Here is a 22011-nt window from a genome sequence, read left to right on the forward strand (position 1 = left end):
AGGCCGCTTCAGCCCTCGCGCTTGCGCGCCGCCGAAAGCTCCTGCATGCGCTTCAGACCGATCGCCGCCGTGGCATAGGGCTCCTGCCGCTCCACGCTCCAGTATTTCAGCTCGGTCAGCGAGATGGGCCGCCCTGTGACGGCGCACAACACATGCGTTCCCGCCGTGCGCACATGGAATTGCCCGTCGTCGTAGATCAGTTCGGCAGCCTGGCCATGCAGGATCGGTGTGTCGTTCATGTGCTCTCTGTAATCATTCCGGGCAGCAATTAGAAGAGGCTGCCCTGTTGCTTTGCGGGCGTCGGTGGTTTCGGTTGCGCCTTCTGCTTCGGGAGTGTTGGTCCGCCGCCGCCCTCCGCCGTCGCCCGGACGTGTCCGTCGGCGAACTCGATGTCGAGCGCGACACCGCCGGCGATCCCTGCCGCCGCGTGCACGGGCCGCCCGTCCGCGTCGCGCACCAGCGCGAACCCTCGTGCGAGCGTCGCGCGATAGCTCAGCGTGTCGAGCAGCTTCGCCGTCGCGGTCAGCCGCTCGGCCGATACCGCGATCCGCTGCCGCACGGCGCGGGTGCTGCGCGCCTGAAGCTCGACGAGCCGCTGCCGGTCGCGGGCCAGCGCCTCGCGCGTGTCCGCCGCCGCGCGCCCGCGCGCGCGCGCCAGACGCGCCGCCACGTCGTCGAGGCGCGCCCGCCGATCCTCCGCCATGCGCGACAGCACCGCGGGCCGCAAAGCCCCGCGCACGCCGAGGTCCGCCCTGCCCTTGTCGAGCAACCCCTTGAGCGCCCGGGGCAACCGGTCGCGTGCGGTGTCCAGACGCTGGCTCGCCAGCGCCAGCAGGTCGTCAGGGCGCGGCAAGGCGCGGGCGAGGCCCCGCACCTTCTCCCGCCGTTCCGTCATCAGGCGCGCCGCTGCCGCATGCTGGCGCCGCGCGAAGTCGGCGACCGTCGCCAGCAGGTCCGCGCGCACCGGCACCGCCATTTCCGCCGCCGCCGTCGGCGTCGGTGCGCGCCGGTCGGAGGCGAAGTCGATCAGCGTCGTATCCGTCTCGTGCCCGACCGCCGAGATGAGCGGGATCGCGCTCTCCGCCGCAGCGCGGACCACGACCTCCTCGTTGAAGGCCCAGAGATCCTCCAGGCTGCCGCCGCCGCGCGCGACGATCAGCACGTCGGGACGGGGCACGGGCCCGGCGGGCGCGAGCGCGTTGAACCCGCGGATGGCGGCGGCCACCTGCGCCGCCGCGCCCTCCCCCTGCACAGCGACGGGCCAGACCAGCACCCGGCGCGGGAACCGGTCGTCGAGCCGGTGGAGAATGTCGCGAATCACCGCGCCCGTGGGGGAGGTCACCACCCCGATCACGCGCGGCAGAAAGGGGATCGCGCGCTTGCGGTCGGCATCGAACAGGCCTTCCGCGGCGAGCGCCTTGCGCCGCTCCTCCAGCAGCGCCATCAGTGCACCGACGCCTGCGGGCTCCAGGCTGTCGACGACGATCTGGTATTTCGACCGGCCCGGATAGGTCGTGATCTTGCCCTGCGCGATCACCTCCAGCCCGTCCTCGGGCCGGAAGCGCAGGCGTGCGGCGTTTCCCCGCCACATCACGGCGTCGATGTTGGCGTTCTCGTCCTTCAGCGTGAAATAGCAATGGCCGGACGAATGCCGCTTGAAGCCCGAGATCTCCCCACGCAGACGCACGAAGCCGAAGGCATCCTCCAGCGTGCGCTTCAGGGCGAACGACAGCTCCGACACGCTCCATTCGGGCGCGTTGGAGGAAGACGTGGGTTCGGCAATGGGATCGGGCGGTTGTGCGCTCATGCCCGCGATCATATAGGAGGGCGGGCGCAACGGTAAGGGCAGGGACGGGCAGCCATGAACGTACTCATCATCGGATCGGGCGGACGCGAGCACGCGCTGGCCTGGGCCATCTCGAAGAGCCCGCTGCTCGGCACGCTCTACGCCGCGCCCGGCAACGCCGGGATCGCCGAGGTGGCGACGTGCGTCGCGCTCGACGTCGCCGACCACGCCGCCGTCATCGGCTTCGCCCGCGCGCACGCGGTGGAACTGGTGGTGATCGGGCCTGAGGCACCGCTGGTCGCGGGCCTCGCCGACGATCTCGCGGGCGCGGGCATCCGCGCCTTCGGACCGGGGCGGGAGGCCGCGCAGCTCGAGGCGTCCAAGGGCTTCACCAAGGCGCTTTGCGACGAGGCGGGCATCCCGACCGCGGCGTACGCCCGCTTCGCCGACGCCGCCGCCGCCCGCACCTATGTCGAGGCACGGGGCGCGCCCATCGTCGTGAAGGCCGACGGGCTTGCCGCGGGCAAGGGCGTGACCGTCGCCATGACCGTCGAGGAGGCGCTCGCCGCCGTCGACGCCTGCTTTGAGGGCGCGTTCGGCGCGGCGGGTGCGGAGGTCGTGATCGAGGAATTCATGGAGGGGGAGGAAGCCTCCTTCTTCGCGCTCTGCGACGGGGAGACGGTCGTGCCCTTCGGCACCGCGCAGGACCACAAGCGCGTGGGCGACGGCGACACCGGCCCCAACACGGGCGGCATGGGCGCCTACTCGCCCGCGCCGGTGCTGACGGACGCCCTCGTCGCCGAGACGATGGAGCGGATCGTCCGCCCGACGGTCGCAACGCTCAAGGCGCGCGGCACGCCCTATGTCGGCGTGCTCTATGCCGGCCTGATGATCACGAAGGACGGGCCGAAGCTCGTCGAATACAACGCCCGCTTCGGCGATCCGGAGGCGCAGGTGCTGATGATGCGGCTGAAGGACGACATCCTGACACTAATGCTCGCGGCCTGCGACGGCACGCTCGACCGGGTGAGCGTACGCTGGTTCGACGAGGCGGCGCTGACCGTGGTGATGGCGGCGAAGGGCTACCCCGGCGCCTATGACAAGGGGAGCGAGATCCGCGGCCTCGACGCGCTGAAGGAGATGGAGGGCGTGCGCGTCTTCCACGCGGGCACCGCGCTGAAAGACGGCCGGCTGGTCGCGACGGGGGGCCGCGTGCTCAACGTCACCGCGCGGGGGCAGTGCGTCGCGGACGCCCAGGCCCGCGCCTATGCCGCCGTCGACCGGATCGACTGGCCGGAAGGCTTTTGCCGCCGCGACATCGGCTGGCGCGCGGTCGCGCGGGAGCGTGGGGAGAGCTAGCGCGCCCCACCCGCAACCCGGCCCGGCGTGCGTCGCGCCTTGCCCTCGCCCGCCCCGCCGTCGCATCCTGTCGCCCGCGATAGGCAATCACCGCGCCAGACGGGGAGGATGAACACGGGATGGCGACGTCCAGGCAGGAAACATTCAGCGGCACCAAGGAGGTTTCGGAGAACCTGGCGATAGATGCCGCCCGGCTCGAGGCCTATCTGGCGCGGCACATCGCGGGCTTTTCCGGCCCCCTGACGATCCGCCAGTTCAAGGGCGGCCAGTCGAACCCGACCTATCTGCTGGAAACGCCCTCGCGCAAATATGTCCTGCGCCGCAAGCCGCCGGGCAAGCTTTTGCCCTCGGCCCACGCCGTCGACCGCGAATACCGCGTGATGAAGGCGCTGGGCCCGACGCCCGTGCCCGTCCCGCAGGCCCTGCACCTGTGCGAGGACGAGAGCATCGCCGGCACCATGTTCTACGTGATGTCCTTCGCCGAGGGCCGCATCTTCTGGGAGCCGCTGATGCCCGCCTCGTCGGGAGAGGAGCGCGCGGCGGTCTACGATTCCATGAACGCCGCCATTGCCGCCCTGCACACGGTCGATCCGGCGGCGGTCGGCCTCGCGGACTTCGGCAAGCCCGGCAATTATTTCGAGCGCCAGATCGGCCGCTGGTCGAAGCAGTACAAGGCGTCCGAGACCGACCCGCTCCCGGAGATGGACCGCCTGATCGACTGGCTGCCCGGCGCACTTCCCGACGAGGCGCGCACGGAGGAAACCTGCATCGTCCACGGCGACTACCGCATCGACAACGTGGTCTTTGCGAAGGACAGCGCCGAGGCGCTGGCCATCCTCGACTGGGAACTGTCGACGCTCGGCCATCCGCTGGCCGATTTCACCTATCATCTGATGCTCTGGCGGCTGCCGGCGGAGGGCGCCTTTCCCGGCATGGCGGGCGCGGACCTGACGGCGCTCGGCATCCCGACCGAGGCCGAATATGCCGAGGCCTATTGCGCGCGCACGAAGCGCCCGATGATCCGCAACATGGATTATTTCATGGCCTACAACGCCTTCCGGATCGCGGCGATCCTGCAAGGCATCGCAGGGCGCGTCCGCGACGGCACGGCGACGAGCGACGCGGCGAAACAGACCGTGAAGGGCATCCCCGGCCTTGCGAAACTCGCGTGGGAGTTCGCACGCGCCGCCGGGGCGAAGTAGCCCCCTCTCCCCAAGAAACACGACGGGCCGGCAGGATCGCTCCCGCCGGCCCTTTTTCTTGCCCATCGATGGCTGTTCAGCGTCCGCGCGCGGCCTTCATGTCGACGTGCTTGCCGAACTCCAGCCGCGCGATGGTGCGGCGGTGCACCTCGTCCGGGCCGTCGGCAAAGCGCAGTGTGCGGATGTGGGCCCACATGGCGGCAAGGCCCGGGTCCTGGCTCACACCGGCCGCGCCGTGCGCCTGGATCGCGTCGTCGATCACCTTCAGCGCCATCACCGGCGCCTTCACCTTGATCATCGCGATTTCGGAGCGGGCGACCTTGTTGCCCACCGTGTCCATCATCCACGCGGCCTTGAGGGTGAGGAGCCGCGCGCACTCGATCTCGATGCGGGCGTCGGCCACCCGCTCCTCCCAGACCGAATGCTCGCCGATCAGCTTGCCGAAGGCATGCCGCGACATCAGCCGCTTGCACATCATCTCCAGCGCGCGTTCCGCGGCGCCGATCGTGCGCATGCAGTGATGGATGCGCCCCGGGCCGAGGCGGCCTTGCGCGATCTCGAAGCCGCGCCCCTCGCCCAGCAGCATGTTGCTCGCAGGCACGCGCACGTTCTCCAGCAGCACCTCGGCATGGCCGTGCGGCGCGTGGTCGTAGCCATAGACCGTGAGGTGCCGGACGATCTTCACCCCCGGCGCGTCGCGCGGCACGAGGATCATCGACTGCTGGCGGTAGCGGTCGGCGCCCGGGTCGGTCTTGCCCATGACGATCAGCAGCTTGCAGCGCGGGTCGGGCGCGCCGGACGACCACCATTTGCGGCCGTTGATGACGTACTCGTCGCCCTCGCGCCGGATCTCGGTCTGGACATTGGTCGCGTCGGAGGAGGCGACGTCCGGCTCGGTCATCAGGAAGGCGGAGCGGATCTTGCCCTCCAGCAGGGGATCGAGCCATTCCTCCTTCTGCGCGTCGGTCGCGTAGCGTTCCAGCGTCTCCATGTTGCCGGTGTCGGGGGCGTTGCAGTTGAACACTTCCGGTGCCCAGTGGACGCGGCCCATGATCTCGCAGATCGGCGCGTACTCGGCGTTGAGGAGGCCCGCGCCACGCTCCGATTCCGGCAGGAACAGGTTCCACAGCCCCGCCTTGCGCGCCTTGGCCTTCAGCTCGTCCACGATGGGCGGAACCTGCCAGATGTTGTCCGGCCCGAAGGCGGCGTGCTGCTCGTGATAGAGGTGCTCGTTGGGATAGATGTGCGCGTCCATGAAATCCTGGACGCGCGTCATCAGCTCCTGCGCACGGGGGGTATAGGCGAAATCCATGGGCGTCCCTCGCATATCCGGCACGAGGGAACCCGCTCGCCCCCGCGCCCTGTTCTTTCCGCGTCTTTGCGAGGCACCTTAGCGCGCGGAGCCCGAGCCGTCACCGTGACGAAGGCGCACCCCCGCTCAGCCCCAGGCGAAGGCCGCCATCGAGATGACGCCGTGCGCGATGCTGTGGTGCAGGACGCGCGCGGGTCCGCGCCCGTGGGCCGCGCCCAGCGCCACGAAGAAGGGCATGAAGTGTTCCGGCGTCGGGTGGTTCTCTGCCCCGAAGGGCGCCTCCTGCTGCCAGCCCAGCAGCGAAAGCCGGTCGTCGGCCTGCGTTTCGACCATCAGCCAGTCGTGGAAGGCCTGCACGTCCTCCTGCGGGTCGGCGTCGAGCGGCTGGCCGCGCCAGCGCGAGAGATCGTGCGTCGCAGCACCCGAGCCGAGGATCAGCACCCCCTCCTCCGTCAGCGGGGCCAGCGCCCGGCCCACGCGGTAATGCCACGCCCCGCCCCGGTGCGGCTGCACCGACAGGGGCACGACGGGAATGCCGGCATCGGGCCAGGCGAGCATCAAGGGCGTCCAGACCCCGTGGTCGAGGCCGCGGCCCGCATCAACGCCTGCCGCGAACCCGCCCTCCGTCAGCAGCGCGCGCGCCCGCTCCGCCACCTCGGGCGCGCCGGGCGCGGGGTAGCGCATGTCGTAGAGCGCCTTCGGAAAGCCGCGAAAATCGTGGATCGTCTCTGGCGCGGCGTTCCCGCCCACCGTGGGCTCCGCCGTCTCCCAATGCGCCGTGGCGACGAGGATCGCCGAGGGACGCGGGATCTCGTCGCCCAGGCCCTTGAGGAAACGGGCTGCGGGGCTCTCCTCCACGACGATCATCGGGCTGCCGTGCGAGACGAAGACGGCGGGCTGCGCTGTTGTTTCGGTCATGGTTCGGCCCCTGTGCGGCGGACTGTGAAACTGGCATATGCCCCGCCCGCAATCGGGAAACAATGCCCTTTACTTCGAACTCAGCGTTTCCCGGAAAAGAACGACCGCAGCAGGTCGGCGGCCCGCAGCGCGCCGATGCCGCCATAAACCTCCGGCACGTGATGGCAGGTCGGGTGGGAGAAGACGCGGGGGCCGTGGTCGACCCCGCCGCCCTTGGGGTCCTCCGCGCCATAATAGACGCGCGCGATGCGGGCGAACGAGATCGCGCCCGCGCACATCGGGCACGGCTCGAGCGTTACGTAGAGGTCGTGCCCGGCCAGCCGCTCCGACCCCAGTTTCGCGGCGGCCGCGCGGATCGCCAGCATCTCCGCGTGCGCCGTCGGATCCTTCAGTTCGAGCGTGCGGTTGCCGTCGGCGGCGATCACCTCCCGCGTCGCGGGGTCGACGATTGCCGCGCCCACGGGCACCTCGCCCCGCGCGCCCGCGGCCTCGGCTTGCGCGAACGCGGCCCGCATGCCCGTTCCGCCTGTCCAGGGGTGGCCAGCGTGCGCCTCCATGCCTAGCTTGTCATCCGAATCCACCGGAGGAGTTCTCATGCGCTACCTGCACACCATGATCCGCGTGTCGGACGTCGACAAGACGCTCGACTTCTTCTGCAACAAGCTTGGCCTTGCCGAGGTGATGCGCAAGGAGTCCGAGGCCGGCCGCTTCACCCTCATCTTCCTTGCCGCGCCCGAGGATGTCGAGGCGGCGAAGCAGAACCGCGCGCCCATGGTCGAGCTGACCTACAACTGGGATCCGGAAACCTATGGCGGCGGGCGCAATTTCGGCCACCTCGCCTATGAGGTCGACGACATCTACGCGGCCTGCCAGCGCCTGATGGACGGCGGCGTCACGATCAACCGCCCGCCGCGCGACGGGCGCATGGCGTTCGTGCGTTCCCCCGACGGAATCTCGATCGAGCTGCTCCAGAAGGGCGACGCCCTGCCCAAGGCCGAGCCGTGGGCGAGCATGGAGAACACCGGAAGCTGGTGAGGTTCTGCGCCCTCACGCGCCCGGCGCAAACGGCATCGCGACCGCCTCCCCCGCCGCCCAGCGGGGGATGGCGTCCGCGTCCGCTGCCCCGTGGAACGCGGCGGCAACCGCCTCGCCCAGCAGCGGGCCGAACTTGAAGCCGTGGCCGGAGAAGCCGGCCATCACCCAGGCCTTTTCGCCCAGGGGCTCGACCACGAAGCGTTCCTCCGGCGCGACCGTGTAGAAGCATGCCTTCGACGCCGTCACGCGATAGCTGCCAAAGTCGCGGATGCGCTGGCGGGCGAGCGCGAGGATCGCCTCCACCTCGGCCTCTGCCGCTGCACGGTCGGCGTCCGGATCGCCGGTCATCGCAAAGCTGTGGTCGCCGAGCTTGATCTGCCCCTGCGCGTTCGGCGGCACGGCGTAGAAACCCCTGCCCGGGGCGATGTCGATCAGCAGCGGCGCGCGCGCCCACTCGTCGCGCCACGCGTCAGGTACCTGCAGCCAGACGCTGACCTGGCGGGAGGGGATGGCACGCGGCGCGAGCGACGGCAGCAGCTTTGCGGCCCACGGCCCGCAAGCGATCACCAGCGAGTCGGCGGAGAGCGTGCCCTCGCCCGCCAACGTCACCGTGCCCTTGCCCGGATCGAGGTCCGTCACCTGTGCGCCCATCCGGATGCGGGCGCGCTTGGCCACCCAGCGCGCGAGGTCCGCCACGATCTCCCGCGCCTCCAGGATGCCGCCGGTCGGCGTCGTGAAGGCGGCGTGGATGTCGCCCATGTCGAACTGGGGATAGAGCCCCTCCAGCTCCGGCCCCGTGCGGCGCGAATAGGTGATGCCGCGGTCGCACATGAGGCCCTCGGCGCGGTGCGTCCAGTCCCCGTCCTCGAACGAGAGGCAGAGCGTGCCGCGCTCGGTGTAGTGCGTGCGGCCGATGTCCTGCCACACCCGGTCCCAGGCGGCGAAGGCGTCCTCCACCATGGCCGTGTAGCCCGCTTCCGCGCCATAGGGGTAGCGGATGAGCCGGCTTTCGTCGACGGAGGAGCCCGCCTCGTTCGGCACGCTGGCCGCCTGCTCCAGCACAGTCACCTCGGCGCCGCGCTGGATCAGCGCGCGCGCAGCGGACAGCCCCATGATCCCTGCACCGATGACGATCGCGCGCATGTCAGGCAGCCTTCCTCATCCTGCGCACCTCGGCGACGAGCGCATCCACATCCTCCTCCCGCGTGGCGAAGGACGTGACGAAGCGGCGCACCTTCGCCCCGAACGGCCAGTCGTAGAAGACCGCGCCCGCGGCGCGCAGGGCGTCGGCCTCCTTCTGCTCCATGAGCGCGAAGACCTCGTTCGCCTCGACCGGCGCGGCGAAGCGCACGCCCGCCCCCTCCAGGCCCCGGGCCAGCCGGGCCGCGCGCGCGTTCGCCGTCGTGGCGAGGTCCTGCCACAGGCCGCCTTCGAGATAGGCGTCCATCTGCGCCGCCAGGAACCGCATCTTGGAGAACAGGTGCCCGCCCCGCTTGCGCCGGAAGGCGAAGTCCGCCGCCTTCGTCTTGTCGAAGAAGACGACCGCCTCGACCCCCATGCAGCCGTTCTTGGTGCCGCCGACGACGACCGCGTCGACACCCGCCTTCCACGTCATCTCCGCGGGCGTGCAGCCGAGTGCGGCGACCGCGTTCGCAAAGCGCGCGCCGTCCATGTGGACGGCCATGCCGGCGGCTTTCGCCCGGTCGGTGAGCGCGCGGATCCGGTCGAGCGAATAGACCGTGCCCCACTCCGTCACCTGGGTCAGCGACAGTACCGCCGGCTGCGGATTATGGACGTTGCCGCGCTGCAGATAGGTCAGAACATGGTCGAGCGCGGCCGGGTCGATCCGCCCCGCCTCACCCGGCAGCGGCCAGAGTTTCGCGCCACCGGTGTAGAACTCCGGCGCGCCCGCCTCGTCCACCTGGATGTGTGCGTGGTCGTGGCAATAGACGACACCGTAGGGCGGCGTCAGTACCGACAGCGCCAGCCCGTTCGCGGACGACCCCGTCGCGACCAGAAATGCCGTCACCTCGCGCTCGAACATCTCCGACAGGCGCGCCTCGACCCGCTTCGTCAGCGCGTCGGCGCCATAGCCGGACGTGTAGCCCGCGTTCGCGGCCACGATGGCGTCGAGGATCTGCGGGGCCACCCCGCTCGAATTGTCGCTCGCAAAGAACAAGGGGACGCACCCTCCGGAGACCGGGAAAACAGCCACGGCATGACGGCTCATGCGCATCCATGCCGCTTCAGAACACAGGACCGGTGGCGCCAGTGTCAACCGCGCCCCGGTTCGCGCCTGCCATGCGGGAGGCGCCTGCGCCTCAGCCCAGGCTCTCGTCGACATAGCGGGCAAGCCGGTGCTCGGGCACGCCGCGTTCGCTGCGCACGCGCCCGCGCACGCTCGCGCCGGCGCGATGCACGCTCTCGGGGTCGCCCGTCACCAGCGGGTGCCAGTCCGGCAGGTTCCTGCCCTCCGACAGCAGCCGGTAGGCGCACGTCGACGGCATCCAGGAGAGGTCGCCGATCTTCTCCGGCGTCAGCACCACGCACCCCGGCACCCGGCGGGCACGGTTGGCGTAGTCCGTGCAGCGGCACGCGGCGATGTCGAGCAGGCGGCAGGCAAGGCGCGTGTAGGCGATCTCGCCCGTGTCCTCGTCCTCCAGCTTGACGAGGCAGCACTTGGCGCAGCCGTCGCAGAGCGACTCCCACTCCGCGCGCGTCATCTCGCCGAGGCGCTTCGTCCGCCAGAAGGGCTCGTTCGTGGTCATGCGCCCTCACCTACCCCATCGGGACCCCGCTGCGTAAGCCCCGGCGCGCGCCCCCTTGGACAGGACGGCGCGGAACCCTATAACCGCCAAGGCATCAGGTGGCGGCAACGCAAGGGAGCCCGCGCGGCATGAGCGATACCCACACGACCGACGTGCTGATCGTGGGCGCAGGCCCGGTGGGCCTGTTCGCGATCTTCCAGTGCGGCATGCTCGGCATGCGCTGCCATGTGGTGGACGCACTCGACGCCGCAGGCGGCCAGTGCACAGCGCTCTATCCCGAGAAGCCGATCTACGACATTCCGGGCTATCCGCGGATCGAGGCGGGTGCGCTGGTCGACGAACTCGTGGCCCAGGCCGCGCCGTTCGAGCCCGTCTATCATCTCGGCCAGCAGGTCGTCGCGCTGGAGAAGCAGGCCGGCGGCGGCTTCCTTGCCGCGACCAACGCGGGCGCGCGGATTGCAGCGCGGGCTGTGATCGTCGCGGCGGGCGCGGGCGCGTTCGGCCCGAACCGTCCGCCGCTGAACGACCTCGAGACCTTTGAGGCGACGGGTGCGGTGCGCTATTTCGTCACCCGCCGGGCGGATTTCGCGGGCAAGCGCGTCGTCGTCGCTGGCGGCGGCGATTCCGCGGTCGATTGGGCGGTGTCGCTGGCCGAGGTCGCTGCCCATGTCGCCATCGTCCACAGGCGCGACAAGTTCCGCGCCGCGCCGGAAATGGTCAGCCGCCTGCGCGGCCTCGCCGAAGCCGGCAAGGTGGAGATGGTCGTGCCCTTCCAGCTTTCCCGTCTGGAGGGGGAGAACGGAACGCTCGACACCGTGATCGTGAAGGATCTGGCGGGCGAGGAGCGGCGGCTCGTGGCCGATGTACTCCTGCCCTTCTACGGCCTTGCCATGACGCTGGGACCGATCGCGGATTGGGGTCTCGGGCTCGAGCGCAACCACGTGCTGATCGACCAGGCGACGGCCGAGACCAATGTGCCCGGCATCTTCGCGGTCGGCGACATCGCAACCTATCCGCACAAGCTGAAGCTGATCCTCACGGGCTTCGCCGAGGCGGCGTCCGCCGCGCACGCCATCCATCCGCTCGTCCATCCGGGCGAGGCGCTGCACTTCGAATATTCGACCACGAAGGGCGTACCAGGCGCGGCCTGATCAGGCGTTGCGCGAGGGCACCATCACGGTCGCCTCGCCCTCGGTCACCGGCTTGCCGCCGACAAGGCAGACGCAGTCCATGACCACGCGGCGCTTCTCCGCCACGATCTCGCGCACCGTGCAGCGCGCCGTCACCTCGTCGCCGATGCGGATGGGAGCGCGGAACTTCAGCGTCTGGCCGAGGTAGATCGTGCCCGGCCCGGGCAGCTTCGTGCCGAGAATGGTGGAGATGAACGCCCCCGACAGCATGCCGTGCGCGATGCGCCCGCCGAATGGCGTCGCCTTGGCGTACTCCTCGTCGAGGTGCACCGGGTTCGTGTCGCCGGAGACGCGGGCGAATGCCTCGATGTCCTCCGCCGTGACCGTGCGCACATAGTCGGCGCTCTGACCGACCTTCATGTCCTCGATGAACCAGCCGCCGCTCATGTTCCCTGCCCCTTCGATCTGGCGTTTCGCGCAGCGCCAGCCCGCAACAGGCTTAACCGTTTCTTCAAGCGGCGCTCCGTAACCTTTCGCACAGGATTTGACCGGCATCCAGACGCGACGGGACAAGAATGACCGTAGATACCTCCCTGCCGATCCTGGTGGTGGACGATTACCGCACGATGGTGCGGATCATCCGCAACCTGCTGAAGCAGATCGGGTTCGAGAACGTGGACGAGGCGTCCGACGGCTCCGAGGCGCTGGAGAAGCTGAAGACCCGTCCCTTCGGCCTCGTCATTTCCGACTGGAACATGGCGCCCATGACCGGCCTGGACCTGCTCAAGGCAGTGCGCGCCGAGGCCGCGCTGACGCGCCTTCCCTTCATCATGGTGACGGCCGAGAGCAAGGCCGACAACGTCATTGCCGCCAAGCAGGCCGGCGTCTCCAACTACATCGTCAAGCCGTTCAACGCGGCGACGCTCAAGGCGAAGATCCATGCCGTCCTCGGCGAGGGCTGAGACAGCCACCGGCCACGTGCTGCGCGACCACGTCGCGGCGCTGGCGGACCATCTGCGCGCCAACCGCGCCGCACCGGTCTCCGTGGCCGAGGTGGCGGGCATCGCGGAGGTACTGATCGGCTCGCTGCAAGCCTTCCTCGGCGGCCTCGACACGCGCCTCTATGCCGAATTCCGGGACATGGCGGACTATGTGGCGCGCGCGAAGGCGGAAATTCTAGCGCTTCAGCCGCGCGACCTGAAGGAGGAACAGCTACCCCGCGCCGGCCGCGAACTGACCGCCATCGTGTCGCAGACCGAGCAGGCGACCCATGCGATCATGGAAGCCGCCGAAGCCCTGATGAACGCCCGGGCCGAGACGGTGGACGACTACCGCGCCCTGATCGACGCCAAGGTGACGGAAATCTTCGAGGCCTGCTCCTTCCAGGACATCACCGGACAGCGCATCGCCAAGGTCATCGAGACGCTCGACCACATCGACAGCCGCCTGACGGATCTGGTCCGCGTCACGTCCGAGAGCGGGGATGCGCCCGCCCCGCACGTACCTTCCGCACCTTCTGCCGGGACCGCCGCAAGGGTTTCCCTCCTGAACGGCCCCGCGCTTGACGGCGACGGGGTGAGCCAGGCACAGGTCGACGCCCTGCTGGGCTAGGCGCTACCACGCAAGCCGGGCAAGAAAGCCCAGCGGCCGCGCGCCGATGTCCGCGCATGCCCGCGCCACGCGCGCCGCGTCGGGCGTCTCCGCGCCGCCGAACTCCTCGGCATGCAGGCCGCCGGTGACGAGCACCGCGTCGATGCCCGCATCCCGCGCGCCCGCAATGTCGGTGTGCAGGCCGTCGCCGATGGCGAGCAGGCGCGCACGGGGAACGGTCCCCCCGGGCAATTCGGCCAGCACCTCTTCCACCATCGCGTAAGCCTTGGGATAGGGCTTGCCGAGCCAGGCCACCTCACCGCCCATGCGCTCGTAAAGCTCGGCGATCGCGCCTGCGCAATAGACGACGCGGTCGCCGCGCATCACGCGCCGGTCGGGGTTCGCGCACAGCATCGGCAGCTTGCGCGCGAGCGCGGCCTCCAGCCTGTCGCGGTAGTCTTCGGGCCCTTCCGCCTCGTCGTCGTCGAGGCCGGAGCAGACGAGCGCCTGCGCCTCCTCCAGCCGGACGAGCGCGACGTCGAGGCCTTCGAAGATCGCGAGGTCGCGGTCCGGTCCGATGTGGTGAACCTGCGCGCCCGGCCGCACTGCAAGCTCGGCGCGGGTAAGGTCGCCGGAAGAGACGATGGCGTCCCACGCGCCCCGGTCCACGCCGATGCGGGCAAGCTGCGCCGCCACCGAGCCGCGCGGCCGCGGTGCGTTCGACAGGAGCACCACACGTCCCCCGCCGGCACGGAAGCGGATCAGCGCGTCGACCGCGCTCTCATGGGGCGCGATGCCGTCGTGCACGACGCCCCAGAGATCGCAGACAAGCGCGTCGTAGCGACCCGCAAGGCTGGCGATGCCCGTCAGCGCGGGAACGGCAAATGGGGTGGAGGAAGGGTGTTCGGAAATGGTCATGGGGCGCACATAGACCCTTGCGCCCCATGCCTCGTCAAGTGTGTCGGGCGGAAGCCGGGATCAGCCCAGCTCGCCCTCGTCGATCCTCTCGGGCGCACCGAACAGATAGCCCTGGGCATAGTCCACGTGGCAGGCGAGCACCCGCTTGAACGTGTCCTCGTCCTCGATCTTTTCGACGATGAGCGAGATGCCGCGCTGGTGCAGCTTGTCGCGCAGTTCGTTCGGGCGGATCATCGCGCCATTGTCGGCCATGCCGCGCAGCGCGGTCGCCGCATCCACCTTGATGAAGCGGAAGCCGCGGCGGGCCAGCAGGCCGAAGTCGATCACCCAGTCCGAGACATTGTCCATGGAGAGCGGGAAGCCGAGGCGGACAAGCTCGCGCACGCGCTCCCACTCCTCCTCGCCAGCCTCCTTCACGGTCGCCTGCGTCATCTCGAAGATGACCGAGCGGGCGAGATCGCGGTTCTCGCGCATGAAGGTCAGGAATTCCTCGAAGAACACCTCGTCCTTCAGCGTGTTGCCCGAGATGTTGCAGAACACGCCGATGTCGCGGCCCGCGCGCTTCATCGCGCGCACGAGCTGCATGCAGCGCGACAGCATCAGGTTGTCGATCGTGCCGATCAGGCCCGACTCGGCCGCGGGCTTCAGGTAGCGATCGGGCATCAAGTACTGCCCGTCGGGCGCACGCACGCGGCTGAAGCCTTCGAAATAATGCACCTTGCGCTCCGGCACCTTGATGACCGGCTGCAGGAACAGGTCGACGGCGTTCTGGCTGATCGCCCAGTTGAGCGTGTCGATCACGTCGAGACGGATCTGCGGCGGCGCAGCCGGCGTCTTCGGCTCCACCTGCTTCCGTGGCGGCTGCGGCGCGGATACCGGCTGTGCGGGTACGCGCTCTTGGGCGGTCGCCTGGGGAGCGGGTGCGTTCTGCGCAGGCGCTTGTGCGGATGCCGCCGGCGGCGCAGCCGGGCGGCCGCGGCGTCCGAACGCGCTCGCCGTCCGGCGCACGCCTTCGACCGGCAGGTCGTCCTCGTCGAATGTCGCGCTCTCTTCCGCAGGCGCGCCCAGCACCTCGCCCAGGCTCGGCAGGGCAGCCGGCGCCGGGGTGGGCACGGCGGATGCGGCCGGGGTCTGCTGCGGTTCGCCCGCATAGACCGTCTCGTCGCCGGCATAGGAATCGGAGTCCGGCGCATCCCAGGCACTGTCATCCCAGGCAGACGCACTGTCCGGCGTGTCGGTCCACTCCTCGGTGGCCGAGCGCAGAGCCGGCTTCTCGGCGCCGTTCTGGCTCTCGATGCCCTGCATCCATGCGCTGAGGGACGGCGCCAGCGTGTCTGATGCAGGCTCCTCGTCAGCCGTTGTCTCGAAGGGCTGGGGCGCCTGCGCGGCCGGCTGCGGCTGCGGTGCGGGCGTGCCCGCCTGCGGCCCGGCCTCGGCAGGAACCTCCGCCGCGGGTGTCGCGGCCAGCATGTCGAGATCGAGCTCGCGGCCCGAATAGTGGGCGGTCACGTCAACGAAGTCGCCGTCGTCCTCCGCATCGAAATCGAGCGGCAGGCCCAGAGTGCTGTCGCGCGGTTCGTCCTCGACGGACTCGAACGCAGCGGACCGGACGGGCTCGGCCGCGAAGCTCTGCGCGGATTCCTCGGCGCGTGCGGGCCGGTTGAGCGCCGACGCGATGCGGCTGCGCAGTCCGGCTGCCTCGCCCTCCAGCGGCGGCTGGGGTGCGGGCGCTGCAACCGGGACCTCGCGGGCCGGGCTTGCCGCCTGCCGCGGCGGCTGTTGCACGGGCTGCGGCGCAAGCGCCCTTTCCGGCTGGGGTGCGGGCGCCTGCGGTGCGCGCGGGGCCTGGGCGCGCGGTGCGGGCGTTTGCGGTGCAGTCGCTCGCGGAGCCTCGGCCTCCGGCGCAGGCGCCTGCGGTGGCGGCGTGCGCGTCAGGATGACGGCGTCATCCTCGCGCTCCAGTTCGTCGAGGATGGAGGCCAGCGCATCCCGGCTTGCCCGGTGGTCGGCCGCGGGTGCGGCGGCGGCCTCCGGCTCGTCGAGGAAGGCGAAGGGATCGACACGGGCCGGGCCGCCACGGTCGGGCTGGCCCCGTTCGGCCTGAAGTTCCTCGGCGGTTTCGCGCAGCGCGGAGGCCAGCGAAGGGGTTTCCATCGGCGGCACCTGCTCGGTCGGATCGTCGAGCAGATCGCCGCCGAAATCGTCGTCGAAGTCATCGTCGAACGCAGGGACTGCGGGCGCGGCCTGCGCGGGTGCCGTGCGCTCCGGCGCCGTGCGGCTGCGCGGCGCGGTCATGCCATAGCGGGCTCCGCCGCCGGCGACGAGCCGCGTTTCTTCCTCCGCTTCGTCATGAAAGGCCTGCGGTGCGGCAGGCGCAGGGCTGGACCAGCCCGCGCCCTCGTCGAGCGAGAGCATGGCGTCGAGGTTCGACGTCGCTGTCGGCGTCTGCATGCCGCCGACCGGGACTTCGGCGCGGGCGGTCTCGCGGGTCACGGCGGGTGCGGGTTCGGCTGCGGCCATGCCGGAGGGACGCTCCTGCCGGGGCATGCGCGGCTGGGCGGCCGGTCCGGCGTCGGCGCGGGCGACCGGCTCGGCGGGTGCGCTCGGCAGGTCGCGCTGACGGATCACGTCCTCCAGCGAGTCTGCCAGTTGGTTGAGCAGCGTGCGCGTGACCTTGAATTCCTTCTTGAACGCCGTCAGCAGCTCGTCCTGCGCGGCGACGCGCCGGCGCAAGGTGCGCACCTGGCTGCGTGCGCTCAGGACCGACTGCACGAGGCAGGCCAGCGCGAACGCGGCAAGAAACACCGCGAAGGCCGCTGCACCCGACCCGCCCATCCAGTGCGCCAGCGCCGCGACGGCGCCTGCGATGATGGCGTTCAGAACGATGAATACTCCGTGGGAGACCGGAACCATGACGCTCGACTCTGCCCCTTGCTCGAACCCTCGGCCGGCCGCTTTCTGAGACCGGCGGGCATGGGTCCGCCGCGAAGGCGGCAGACCTGTCCCGGCACCAGCATCGCCGCGAGGTCTTGCGATACGGTTAACCAATGGTGGCGCAACCGGGTTAACACGCTGGGCAAGTCATGGCGCCGGGGGTCCTTGTATCGCCCCCTTTGTCTCAGCCTCCGTCGAGCGACGTCAGGATCGCGCGGATCGCTTCGACCGACTGGCCGATCTGGTCCTCCGTCACGATGAAGGGAGGCGAGACGGCGATGGTGTCGGCGGTGATGCGCAACATGATGTCGTGGTCGAAATAGCCGCGCTTCATGGACTCGAAGCCGCGCAGGCCCGGGCTGCCCGGTTGCGGCACGATGTCGACCGCCGCGGCCAGCCCGCAATTGCGAATGTCGGCGACCAGCGGGTGGCCCTTCAGCGTGTGGATCGCATCCTCCAGCACCTTCGCCATCTGGCCCGCCCGCTCGAACAGGCCCTCGTCGCGATAGACGTCCAGACTCGCCAGCGCCGCAGCGCAGGCCAGCGGATGCGCCGTGTAGGTATAGCCGTGGAACAGGTCGATGGCGTGGTCGGCCCCGGTCTGGAACGCCTCGTAGATGTGCTTGCGCACCACGACGCCGCCCATCGGGACCGTGCCGCTCGTCACGCCCTTGGCGAACGTCATGATGTCGGGCTGAACGCCCCAGTATTCCGCGCCGAACGCCGTGCCCATGCGGCCGAAGCCGGTGATGACCTCGTCGAAGATCAGCACGATGCCGTGCTTGTCGCAGATCTCCCGCAGCCGCTTGAGATAGCCTTTCGGCGGCGGCAGCACGCCGGTCGAGCCCGCGAACGGTTCAACGATCACCGCGGCGATGGTGGACGCATCGTGCAGCGCCACCAGGTCCTCCAGCCGGTCGGCCAGGTGCGCGCCATGCTCCGGCTCTCCGCGCGTGAAACGGTTCTCGGGCAGGTGGGTGTGCGGCAGATGGTCGGCACCGGCGAGCAGCGGGCCGAAGAACTTGCGGTTGTTCGGCATGCCGCCGACGCTGATGCCGCCGAAGCCCGTACCGTGATAGCCCCGTTCCCGCCCGATCAGGCGCACGCGCGTCCCTTCGCCGCGCGACCGCTGGTAGGCGAGCGCGATCTTCAGCGCGGTGTCCGCGGCTTCAGAGCCCGAATTGGCGAAGAACACGTGGTCGAGGTCGCCGGGCGCAAGCTGCGCGATCCGGCTCGCAACCTCGAACCCCTTCGGATGGGCGAACTGGAACGACGGCGAGAAATCCAGTTCCGCCGCCTGTTCCTGGATCGCGCGCACGATCGGCTCGCGGCAATGGCCGGCGTTGGAGCACCAGAGGCCCGCCGTCGCGTCCAGGATCGCGCGCCCCTCGGGCGTGTAGAAGTGCATGTCCTTCGCGCGCGAGATCATGCGCGGCTCGCGCTTGAACTGCCGGTTCGGGGTGAAGGGCAGCCACAGCGCCTCCAGGTCGTTCGGCACGGTGCCGCCCCCGCTGCGCGCGTCCGCCATGTCCTTGTCCAGCATCCCCTGGGTCTCCCTCTCATCCCCGCACGGGCATGCAGGGGTATCATCCTCGTTGCGATCAGGTTATCAGAGCGCGCGCGGCCTCACCAGTGACCGCACCGCCGGGCAAGACCGGCCCCCGCGCGGCCCTGCCGTGTGCGCCGGAAAGCGATTTTCTCACAAATCCCCTCTTGACGGTTTTTGCCGCGCTCCTTAACTCCGCGGACGACGTTGGCACTCACCGTGAGGGAGTGCTAACAGGGCATCAACAAGCGCAGTCAATGCGATCATCTCGAAGGAGGCTCATCATGGCTTTCCGTCCGTTGCACGACCGGGTTCTGGTCCGGCGCATCGAAAGCGACACCAAGACCGCCGGCGGAATCATCATTCCGGACACCGCGAAGGAGAAGCCGCAGGAAGGCGAGATCGTCGCCGTGGGCAGCGGCCAGGTCCGCGAGGACGGCTCGGTGCGCGCGCTCGACGTCAAGGCCGGCGACCGCGTTCTGTTCGGCAAGTGGTCCGGCACCGAGGTGAAGGTCGACGGCGAAGAGCTGCTGATCATGAAGGAAGCCGACATCCTCGGCATCATCGAAGGTGGCGACAAGGCGAAGAAGGCGGCCTGAGCCTTCGGGCGCCGCATCCTTCGCCGAGATCCTGTTGGAACACGAAAAGAAATAGAGGGTATTGGCCATGGCTGCCAAGGAACTGAAGTTCGACGCCGACGCGCGTGAAAAGATCATCCGCGGCGTGGACATTCTCGCGAACGCCGTGAAGGTGACGCTCGGTCCGAAGGGCCGCAACGTCATCATCGAGAAGTCGTTCGGTTCGCCGCGCATCACCAAGGACGGCGTTAGCGTCGCCAAGGAGATCGAGCTGACCGACAAGTTCGAGAACATGGGCGCGCAGATGGTGCGCGAAGTGGCCTCGAAGACGAACGACCTGGCCGGCGACGGCACCACGACGGCGACCGTGCTCGCCCAGGCGATCGTGCGCGAGGGCATGAAGGCGGTTGCCGCCGGCATGAACCCGATGGACCTAAAGCGCGGCATCGACTTTGCCGTGACCGAAGTGGTCAAGGACCTCAAGGGCCGCGCCAACAAGATCAAGTCGAACAGCGAAGTGGCGCAGGTCGGCACGATCTCCGCGAACGGCGAGGCCGCGATCGGCCAGATGATCGCCGAGGCGATGCAGAAGGTCGGCAACGAGGGCGTCATCACGGTCGAGGAAGCCAAGTCGCTCGAGACCGAGCTCGAGGTCGTCGAGGGCATGCAGTTCGACCGCGGCTACATCTCGCCGTACTTCGTCACCAACGCCGACAAGATGGTGGCGGAACTGGACGAGCCCTACATCCTCATCTTCGAGAAGAAGCTCTCCAACCTGCAGTCCATGCTGCCGATCCTCGAGTCGGTGGTTCAGTCCTCGCGTCCGCTCCTCATCATCGCGGAAGACGTGGAAGGCGAGGCGCTCGCCACGCTGGTGGTCAACAAGTTGCGCGGCGGCCTGAAGATCGCCGCCGTGAAGGCCCCGGGCTTCGGTGACCGCCGCAAGGCCATGCTGCAGGACATCGCGGTCCTGACGGGCGGCCAGGTGATCTCCGAGGACCTCGGCATCAAGCTCGAGAATGTCACGCTCGACATGCTCGGCACGGCCAAGAAGGTCCGCATCACGAAGGACGACACGACCGTCGTCGACGGGGCGGGCTCCAAGGACGACATCCAGGCGCGCGTCTCGCAGATCAAGCAGCAGATCGAGGACACCACGTCCGACTATGACCGCGAGAAGCTGCAGGAGCGTCTGGCCAAGCTCGCCGGCGGCGTCGCGGTGATCCGCGTCGGCGGTGCGTCCGAGACGGAAGTGAAGGAGCGAAAGGACCGCGTCGACGACGCGCTCAACGCAACCCGCGCAGCCGTCGAGGAAGGCATCATCCCGGGCGGCGGCGTGGCCCTGCTCAAGGCATCCGCCAAGCTCGCCGACCTCAAGAACGACAACCCGGACCAGCAGCGCGGCATCGACATCGTCCGTCATGCGCTGCAGTCCCCGATCCGCCAGATCTCGGCGAACGCCGGTGTCGACGGCTCGGTCGTGGTCGGCAAGGTGCTCGAGTCGAAGGACGACAACTTCGGCTTCGACGCCCAGACGGAGACCTACGTCGACATGGTGAAGGCCGGCATCATCGACCCGGTCAAGGTCGTCCGCACCGCCCTGCAGGACGCGGGCTCGGTCGCCAGCCTGCTCATCACGACGGAAGCCATGATCGCCGAGAAGCCCAAGAAGGAGAGCGCTGGCGCTCCCGACATGGGCGGCATGGGCGGCATGGGCGGCATGGACTTCTAAGTTCGGCCGGACACGTCCTGGAAACGCGGAAAGGGCGGACCCGAGGGTCCGCCCTTTCTCATTGCGCGCTCCCGCGGCAGGACGCCGCTCAGACGTTCCCCTCCCACAGCGTCCGCCAGCTTTCGACCATCGCGTCGAGGGAATAGTCGCGTTCACACTTCTCCCGGTTCGCCGCACCGATGCGCGCGCGAAGGGCCTCGTCGGCCAGCAGCGCTAGCGCCGAGCGGGCCAGCGCGCCCGCGTCCTTCGCCACCAGATAGGGCCGGTTTTGCGGCGCCACCATCTGCGCGATGTCGCCCACGTCGGTGGTGGCAACGGCAAGGCCGCTCGCCATGGCTTCGAGCACGCTCACGGGCATCTGCTCGGTATCCGAGGACAAGAGGAAGAGGTCGAACGCCCCCACGACGCTCGCCGGGTCGGCGACATAGCCGGTGAAGAAGACGCGGGTCCCCACACCCAGCTTGCGCGCCGTCTCCTCGGCAGCCTCGCGCATCCTGCCCTCCCCCGCGATGGCCAGGCGGCAGGGCCGTTCGGCATTGACCTTCGCGAACGCCTCGACCAGGCGCGGCAGGTTCTTCTCCGGCCGCAGCGCCGCGATGGTGCCGAGCAGCGGCCCCATGGCCGGATCGCCCATCTTCGCCAGAAGCTCGGGCGCAGGCGTGCCCGGAAAGCGCGCCACGTCGACGCCGTTGGGGACGAGGCGCAGGCGGTCCTCCGGCAGCCGCCAGATGTCCCGGGCGATCCGGTAGAGGGTGTGGGAGGGCAGCAGCACCGTCTTGCCGCGCAGCGCGATCCGCCGCATCCACACCCGGCGCGGGATCTGCCCCGTCGCCTCCTCCGGCCCGAACCCGTCCTCGAAATGCAGGTGCGGCACGAGGCGCGGCGTGTTCGCCAGCGCCCATTCGATCGAGCCCCAGTTGCAGGTCAGCAGCAGGTCGGGCCGCATCTCCTTCAGCACGGCGCGGAAGCGCCTGCGGTTGCCGAGCGTATCGCCCTTGGTGACGGACACGTCCTTCAGCAGCGTCACGTCGAGCGCCGGATCGAGCCGCGCCGCGCACGCATAGTCCCCGTCCATCGCCAGGATCGAATGCCGAAAGCCCGCCCCCATCGCCTTGGCCAGGCTCAGGAACCGGACCTGCGGGCCGCCGACTGCGAATGTGGCATATACGTGCAGCAGGTGACGTGGGCCTGTCATGTCTCGAC

The 22011-nt window shown here is 69.5% G+C and carries 21 protein-coding genes; 8 read left to right on the plus strand and 13 right to left on the minus strand.

The window, feature by feature from the left end:
* Nucleotides 1-8: 8 nt before the first annotated feature.
* The gene (locus NJQ99_RS14530) at nt 9-239 is read right to left on the minus strand and encodes a DUF2093 domain-containing protein (protein ID WP_269333593.1); all 231 of its coding nucleotides are present in this window, start codon (nt 237-239) and stop codon (nt 9-11) included.
* 29 nt (nt 240-268) lie between these two features.
* Entirely contained in the window at nt 269-1807 is a 1539-nt protein-coding gene (xseA, locus tag NJQ99_RS14535; RefSeq protein ID WP_269333594.1) for an exodeoxyribonuclease VII large subunit, read from the minus strand.
* 54 nt (nt 1808-1861) lie between these two features.
* Here xseA and purD point away from each other — a divergent pair, with 54 nt between their 5' ends.
* Together purD and NJQ99_RS14545 are read left to right on the plus strand one after the other, a co-directional pair.
* A complete protein-coding gene (gene purD, locus NJQ99_RS14540) occupies nt 1862-3145 on the plus strand; it encodes a phosphoribosylamine--glycine ligase (RefSeq protein ID WP_269333595.1) in 1284 nt (427 codons plus the stop codon).
* A gap of 119 nt (nt 3146-3264) precedes the next feature.
* Nucleotides 3265-4347 (plus strand): phosphotransferase family protein, encoded by a 1083-nt coding sequence (locus tag NJQ99_RS14545; protein ID WP_269333596.1) that lies wholly within the window; start codon nt 3265-3267, stop codon nt 4345-4347.
* Nucleotides 4348-4423: 76 nt separating this feature from the next.
* On the opposite strand, the gene NJQ99_RS14550 is transcribed toward NJQ99_RS14545, so the two are convergent.
* From NJQ99_RS14550 to NJQ99_RS14560, 3 genes are all read right to left on the minus strand, one after another.
* The gene (locus tag NJQ99_RS14550) at nt 4424-5659 is read right to left on the minus strand and encodes an acyl-CoA dehydrogenase family protein (RefSeq protein WP_269333597.1); all 1236 of its coding nucleotides are present in this window, start codon (nt 5657-5659) and stop codon (nt 4424-4426) included.
* A gap of 126 nt (nt 5660-5785) precedes the next feature.
* Nucleotides 5786-6577: a DODA-type extradiol aromatic ring-opening family dioxygenase gene (locus NJQ99_RS14555; protein WP_269333598.1), complete on the minus strand. Its 792-nt coding sequence runs from the start codon at nt 6575-6577 to the stop codon at nt 5786-5788.
* Nucleotides 6578-6657: 80 nt separating this feature from the next.
* Nucleotides 6658-7092 carry a nucleoside deaminase gene (locus NJQ99_RS14560; protein ID WP_269333658.1) on the minus strand — a complete coding sequence of 145 codons (435 nt, stop codon included), beginning with the start codon at nt 7090-7092 and terminating at the stop codon, nt 6658-6660.
* A 79-nt stretch (nt 7093-7171) separates the two neighbouring features.
* On the opposite strand from NJQ99_RS14560, the gene NJQ99_RS14565 reads away from it, so the two are divergent.
* A complete protein-coding gene (locus tag NJQ99_RS14565; protein WP_269333599.1) occupies nt 7172-7612 on the plus strand; it encodes a VOC family protein in 441 nt (146 codons plus the stop codon).
* 12 nt (nt 7613-7624) lie between these two features.
* On the opposite strand, the gene NJQ99_RS14570 is transcribed toward NJQ99_RS14565, so the two are convergent.
* From NJQ99_RS14570 to NJQ99_RS14580, 3 genes are all read right to left on the minus strand, one after another.
* Nucleotides 7625-8755, minus strand: a complete 1131-nt coding sequence (locus tag NJQ99_RS14570; protein WP_269333600.1) for an FAD-dependent oxidoreductase — start codon at nt 8753-8755, stop codon at nt 7625-7627.
* Nucleotide 8756: 1 nt separating this feature from the next.
* Nucleotides 8757-9842, minus strand: coding sequence for a threonine aldolase family protein (locus NJQ99_RS14575; RefSeq protein WP_269333601.1), 1086 nt, complete (start codon nt 9840-9842; stop codon nt 8757-8759).
* 91 nt (nt 9843-9933) lie between these two features.
* Entirely contained in the window at nt 9934-10380 is a 447-nt protein-coding gene (locus NJQ99_RS14580; protein ID WP_269333602.1) for a YcgN family cysteine cluster protein, read from the minus strand.
* A gap of 128 nt (nt 10381-10508) precedes the next feature.
* Between NJQ99_RS14580 and NJQ99_RS14585 the strand changes: the two genes are divergently transcribed.
* Nucleotides 10509-11531 (plus strand): NAD(P)/FAD-dependent oxidoreductase, encoded by a 1023-nt coding sequence (locus NJQ99_RS14585; RefSeq protein WP_269333603.1) that lies wholly within the window; start codon nt 10509-10511, stop codon nt 11529-11531.
* On the opposite strand, the gene NJQ99_RS14590 is transcribed toward NJQ99_RS14585, so the two are convergent.
* Nucleotides 11532-11957 carry a MaoC family dehydratase gene (locus NJQ99_RS14590; RefSeq protein WP_269333604.1) on the minus strand — a complete coding sequence of 142 codons (426 nt, stop codon included), beginning with the start codon at nt 11955-11957 and terminating at the stop codon, nt 11532-11534.
* Between the two features lie 128 nt (nt 11958-12085).
* Between NJQ99_RS14590 and NJQ99_RS14595 the strand changes: the two genes are divergently transcribed.
* Both NJQ99_RS14595 and NJQ99_RS14600 read left to right on the plus strand, forming a co-directional pair.
* Entirely contained in the window at nt 12086-12472 is a 387-nt protein-coding gene (locus tag NJQ99_RS14595) for a response regulator (protein WP_269333605.1), read from the plus strand.
* On the plus strand, nt 12450-13121 hold the full coding sequence (locus NJQ99_RS14600) for a protein phosphatase CheZ (RefSeq protein WP_269333606.1): 672 nt from the start codon (nt 12450-12452) through the stop codon (nt 13119-13121). Before NJQ99_RS14595 ends, NJQ99_RS14600 begins: the two co-directional genes overlap by 23 nt.
* A 3-nt stretch (nt 13122-13124) precedes the next feature.
* Here NJQ99_RS14600 and NJQ99_RS14605 read toward each other — a convergent pair whose 3' ends face one another.
* From NJQ99_RS14605 to NJQ99_RS14615, 3 genes are all read right to left on the minus strand, one after another.
* Nucleotides 13125-14018, minus strand: coding sequence for a TIGR01459 family HAD-type hydrolase (locus tag NJQ99_RS14605; RefSeq protein ID WP_269333607.1), 894 nt, complete (start codon nt 14016-14018; stop codon nt 13125-13127).
* A 60-nt stretch (nt 14019-14078) separates the two neighbouring features.
* Nucleotides 14079-16931 (minus strand): EAL domain-containing protein, encoded by a 2853-nt coding sequence (locus NJQ99_RS14610; protein WP_269333608.1) that lies wholly within the window; start codon nt 16929-16931, stop codon nt 14079-14081.
* 205 nt (nt 16932-17136) lie between these two features.
* Entirely contained in the window at nt 17137-18495 is a 1359-nt protein-coding gene (locus NJQ99_RS14615; RefSeq protein ID WP_269333609.1) for an aspartate aminotransferase family protein, read from the minus strand.
* Between the two features lie 287 nt (nt 18496-18782).
* Between NJQ99_RS14615 and groES the strand changes: the two genes are divergently transcribed.
* Both groES and groL read left to right on the plus strand, forming a co-directional pair.
* Nucleotides 18783-19097, plus strand: coding sequence for a co-chaperone GroES (gene groES / locus NJQ99_RS14620; protein ID WP_269333610.1), 315 nt, complete (start codon nt 18783-18785; stop codon nt 19095-19097).
* 67 nt (nt 19098-19164) lie between these two features.
* Nucleotides 19165-20808: a chaperonin GroEL gene (groL, locus tag NJQ99_RS14625; RefSeq protein WP_269333611.1), complete on the plus strand. Its 1644-nt coding sequence runs from the start codon at nt 19165-19167 to the stop codon at nt 20806-20808.
* Between the two features lie 88 nt (nt 20809-20896).
* Here groL and NJQ99_RS14630 read toward each other — a convergent pair whose 3' ends face one another.
* Complete coding sequence (locus NJQ99_RS14630) at nt 20897-22003, minus strand: glycosyltransferase (protein WP_269333612.1); 1107 nt, start codon at nt 22001-22003, stop codon at nt 20897-20899.
* Nucleotides 22004-22011 lie beyond the last annotated feature (8 nt).

The organism is Futiania mangrovi (assembly GCF_024158125.1).
GTDB classification, from domain to species: Bacteria; Pseudomonadota; Alphaproteobacteria; order Futianiales; family Futianiaceae; genus Futiania; species Futiania mangrovi.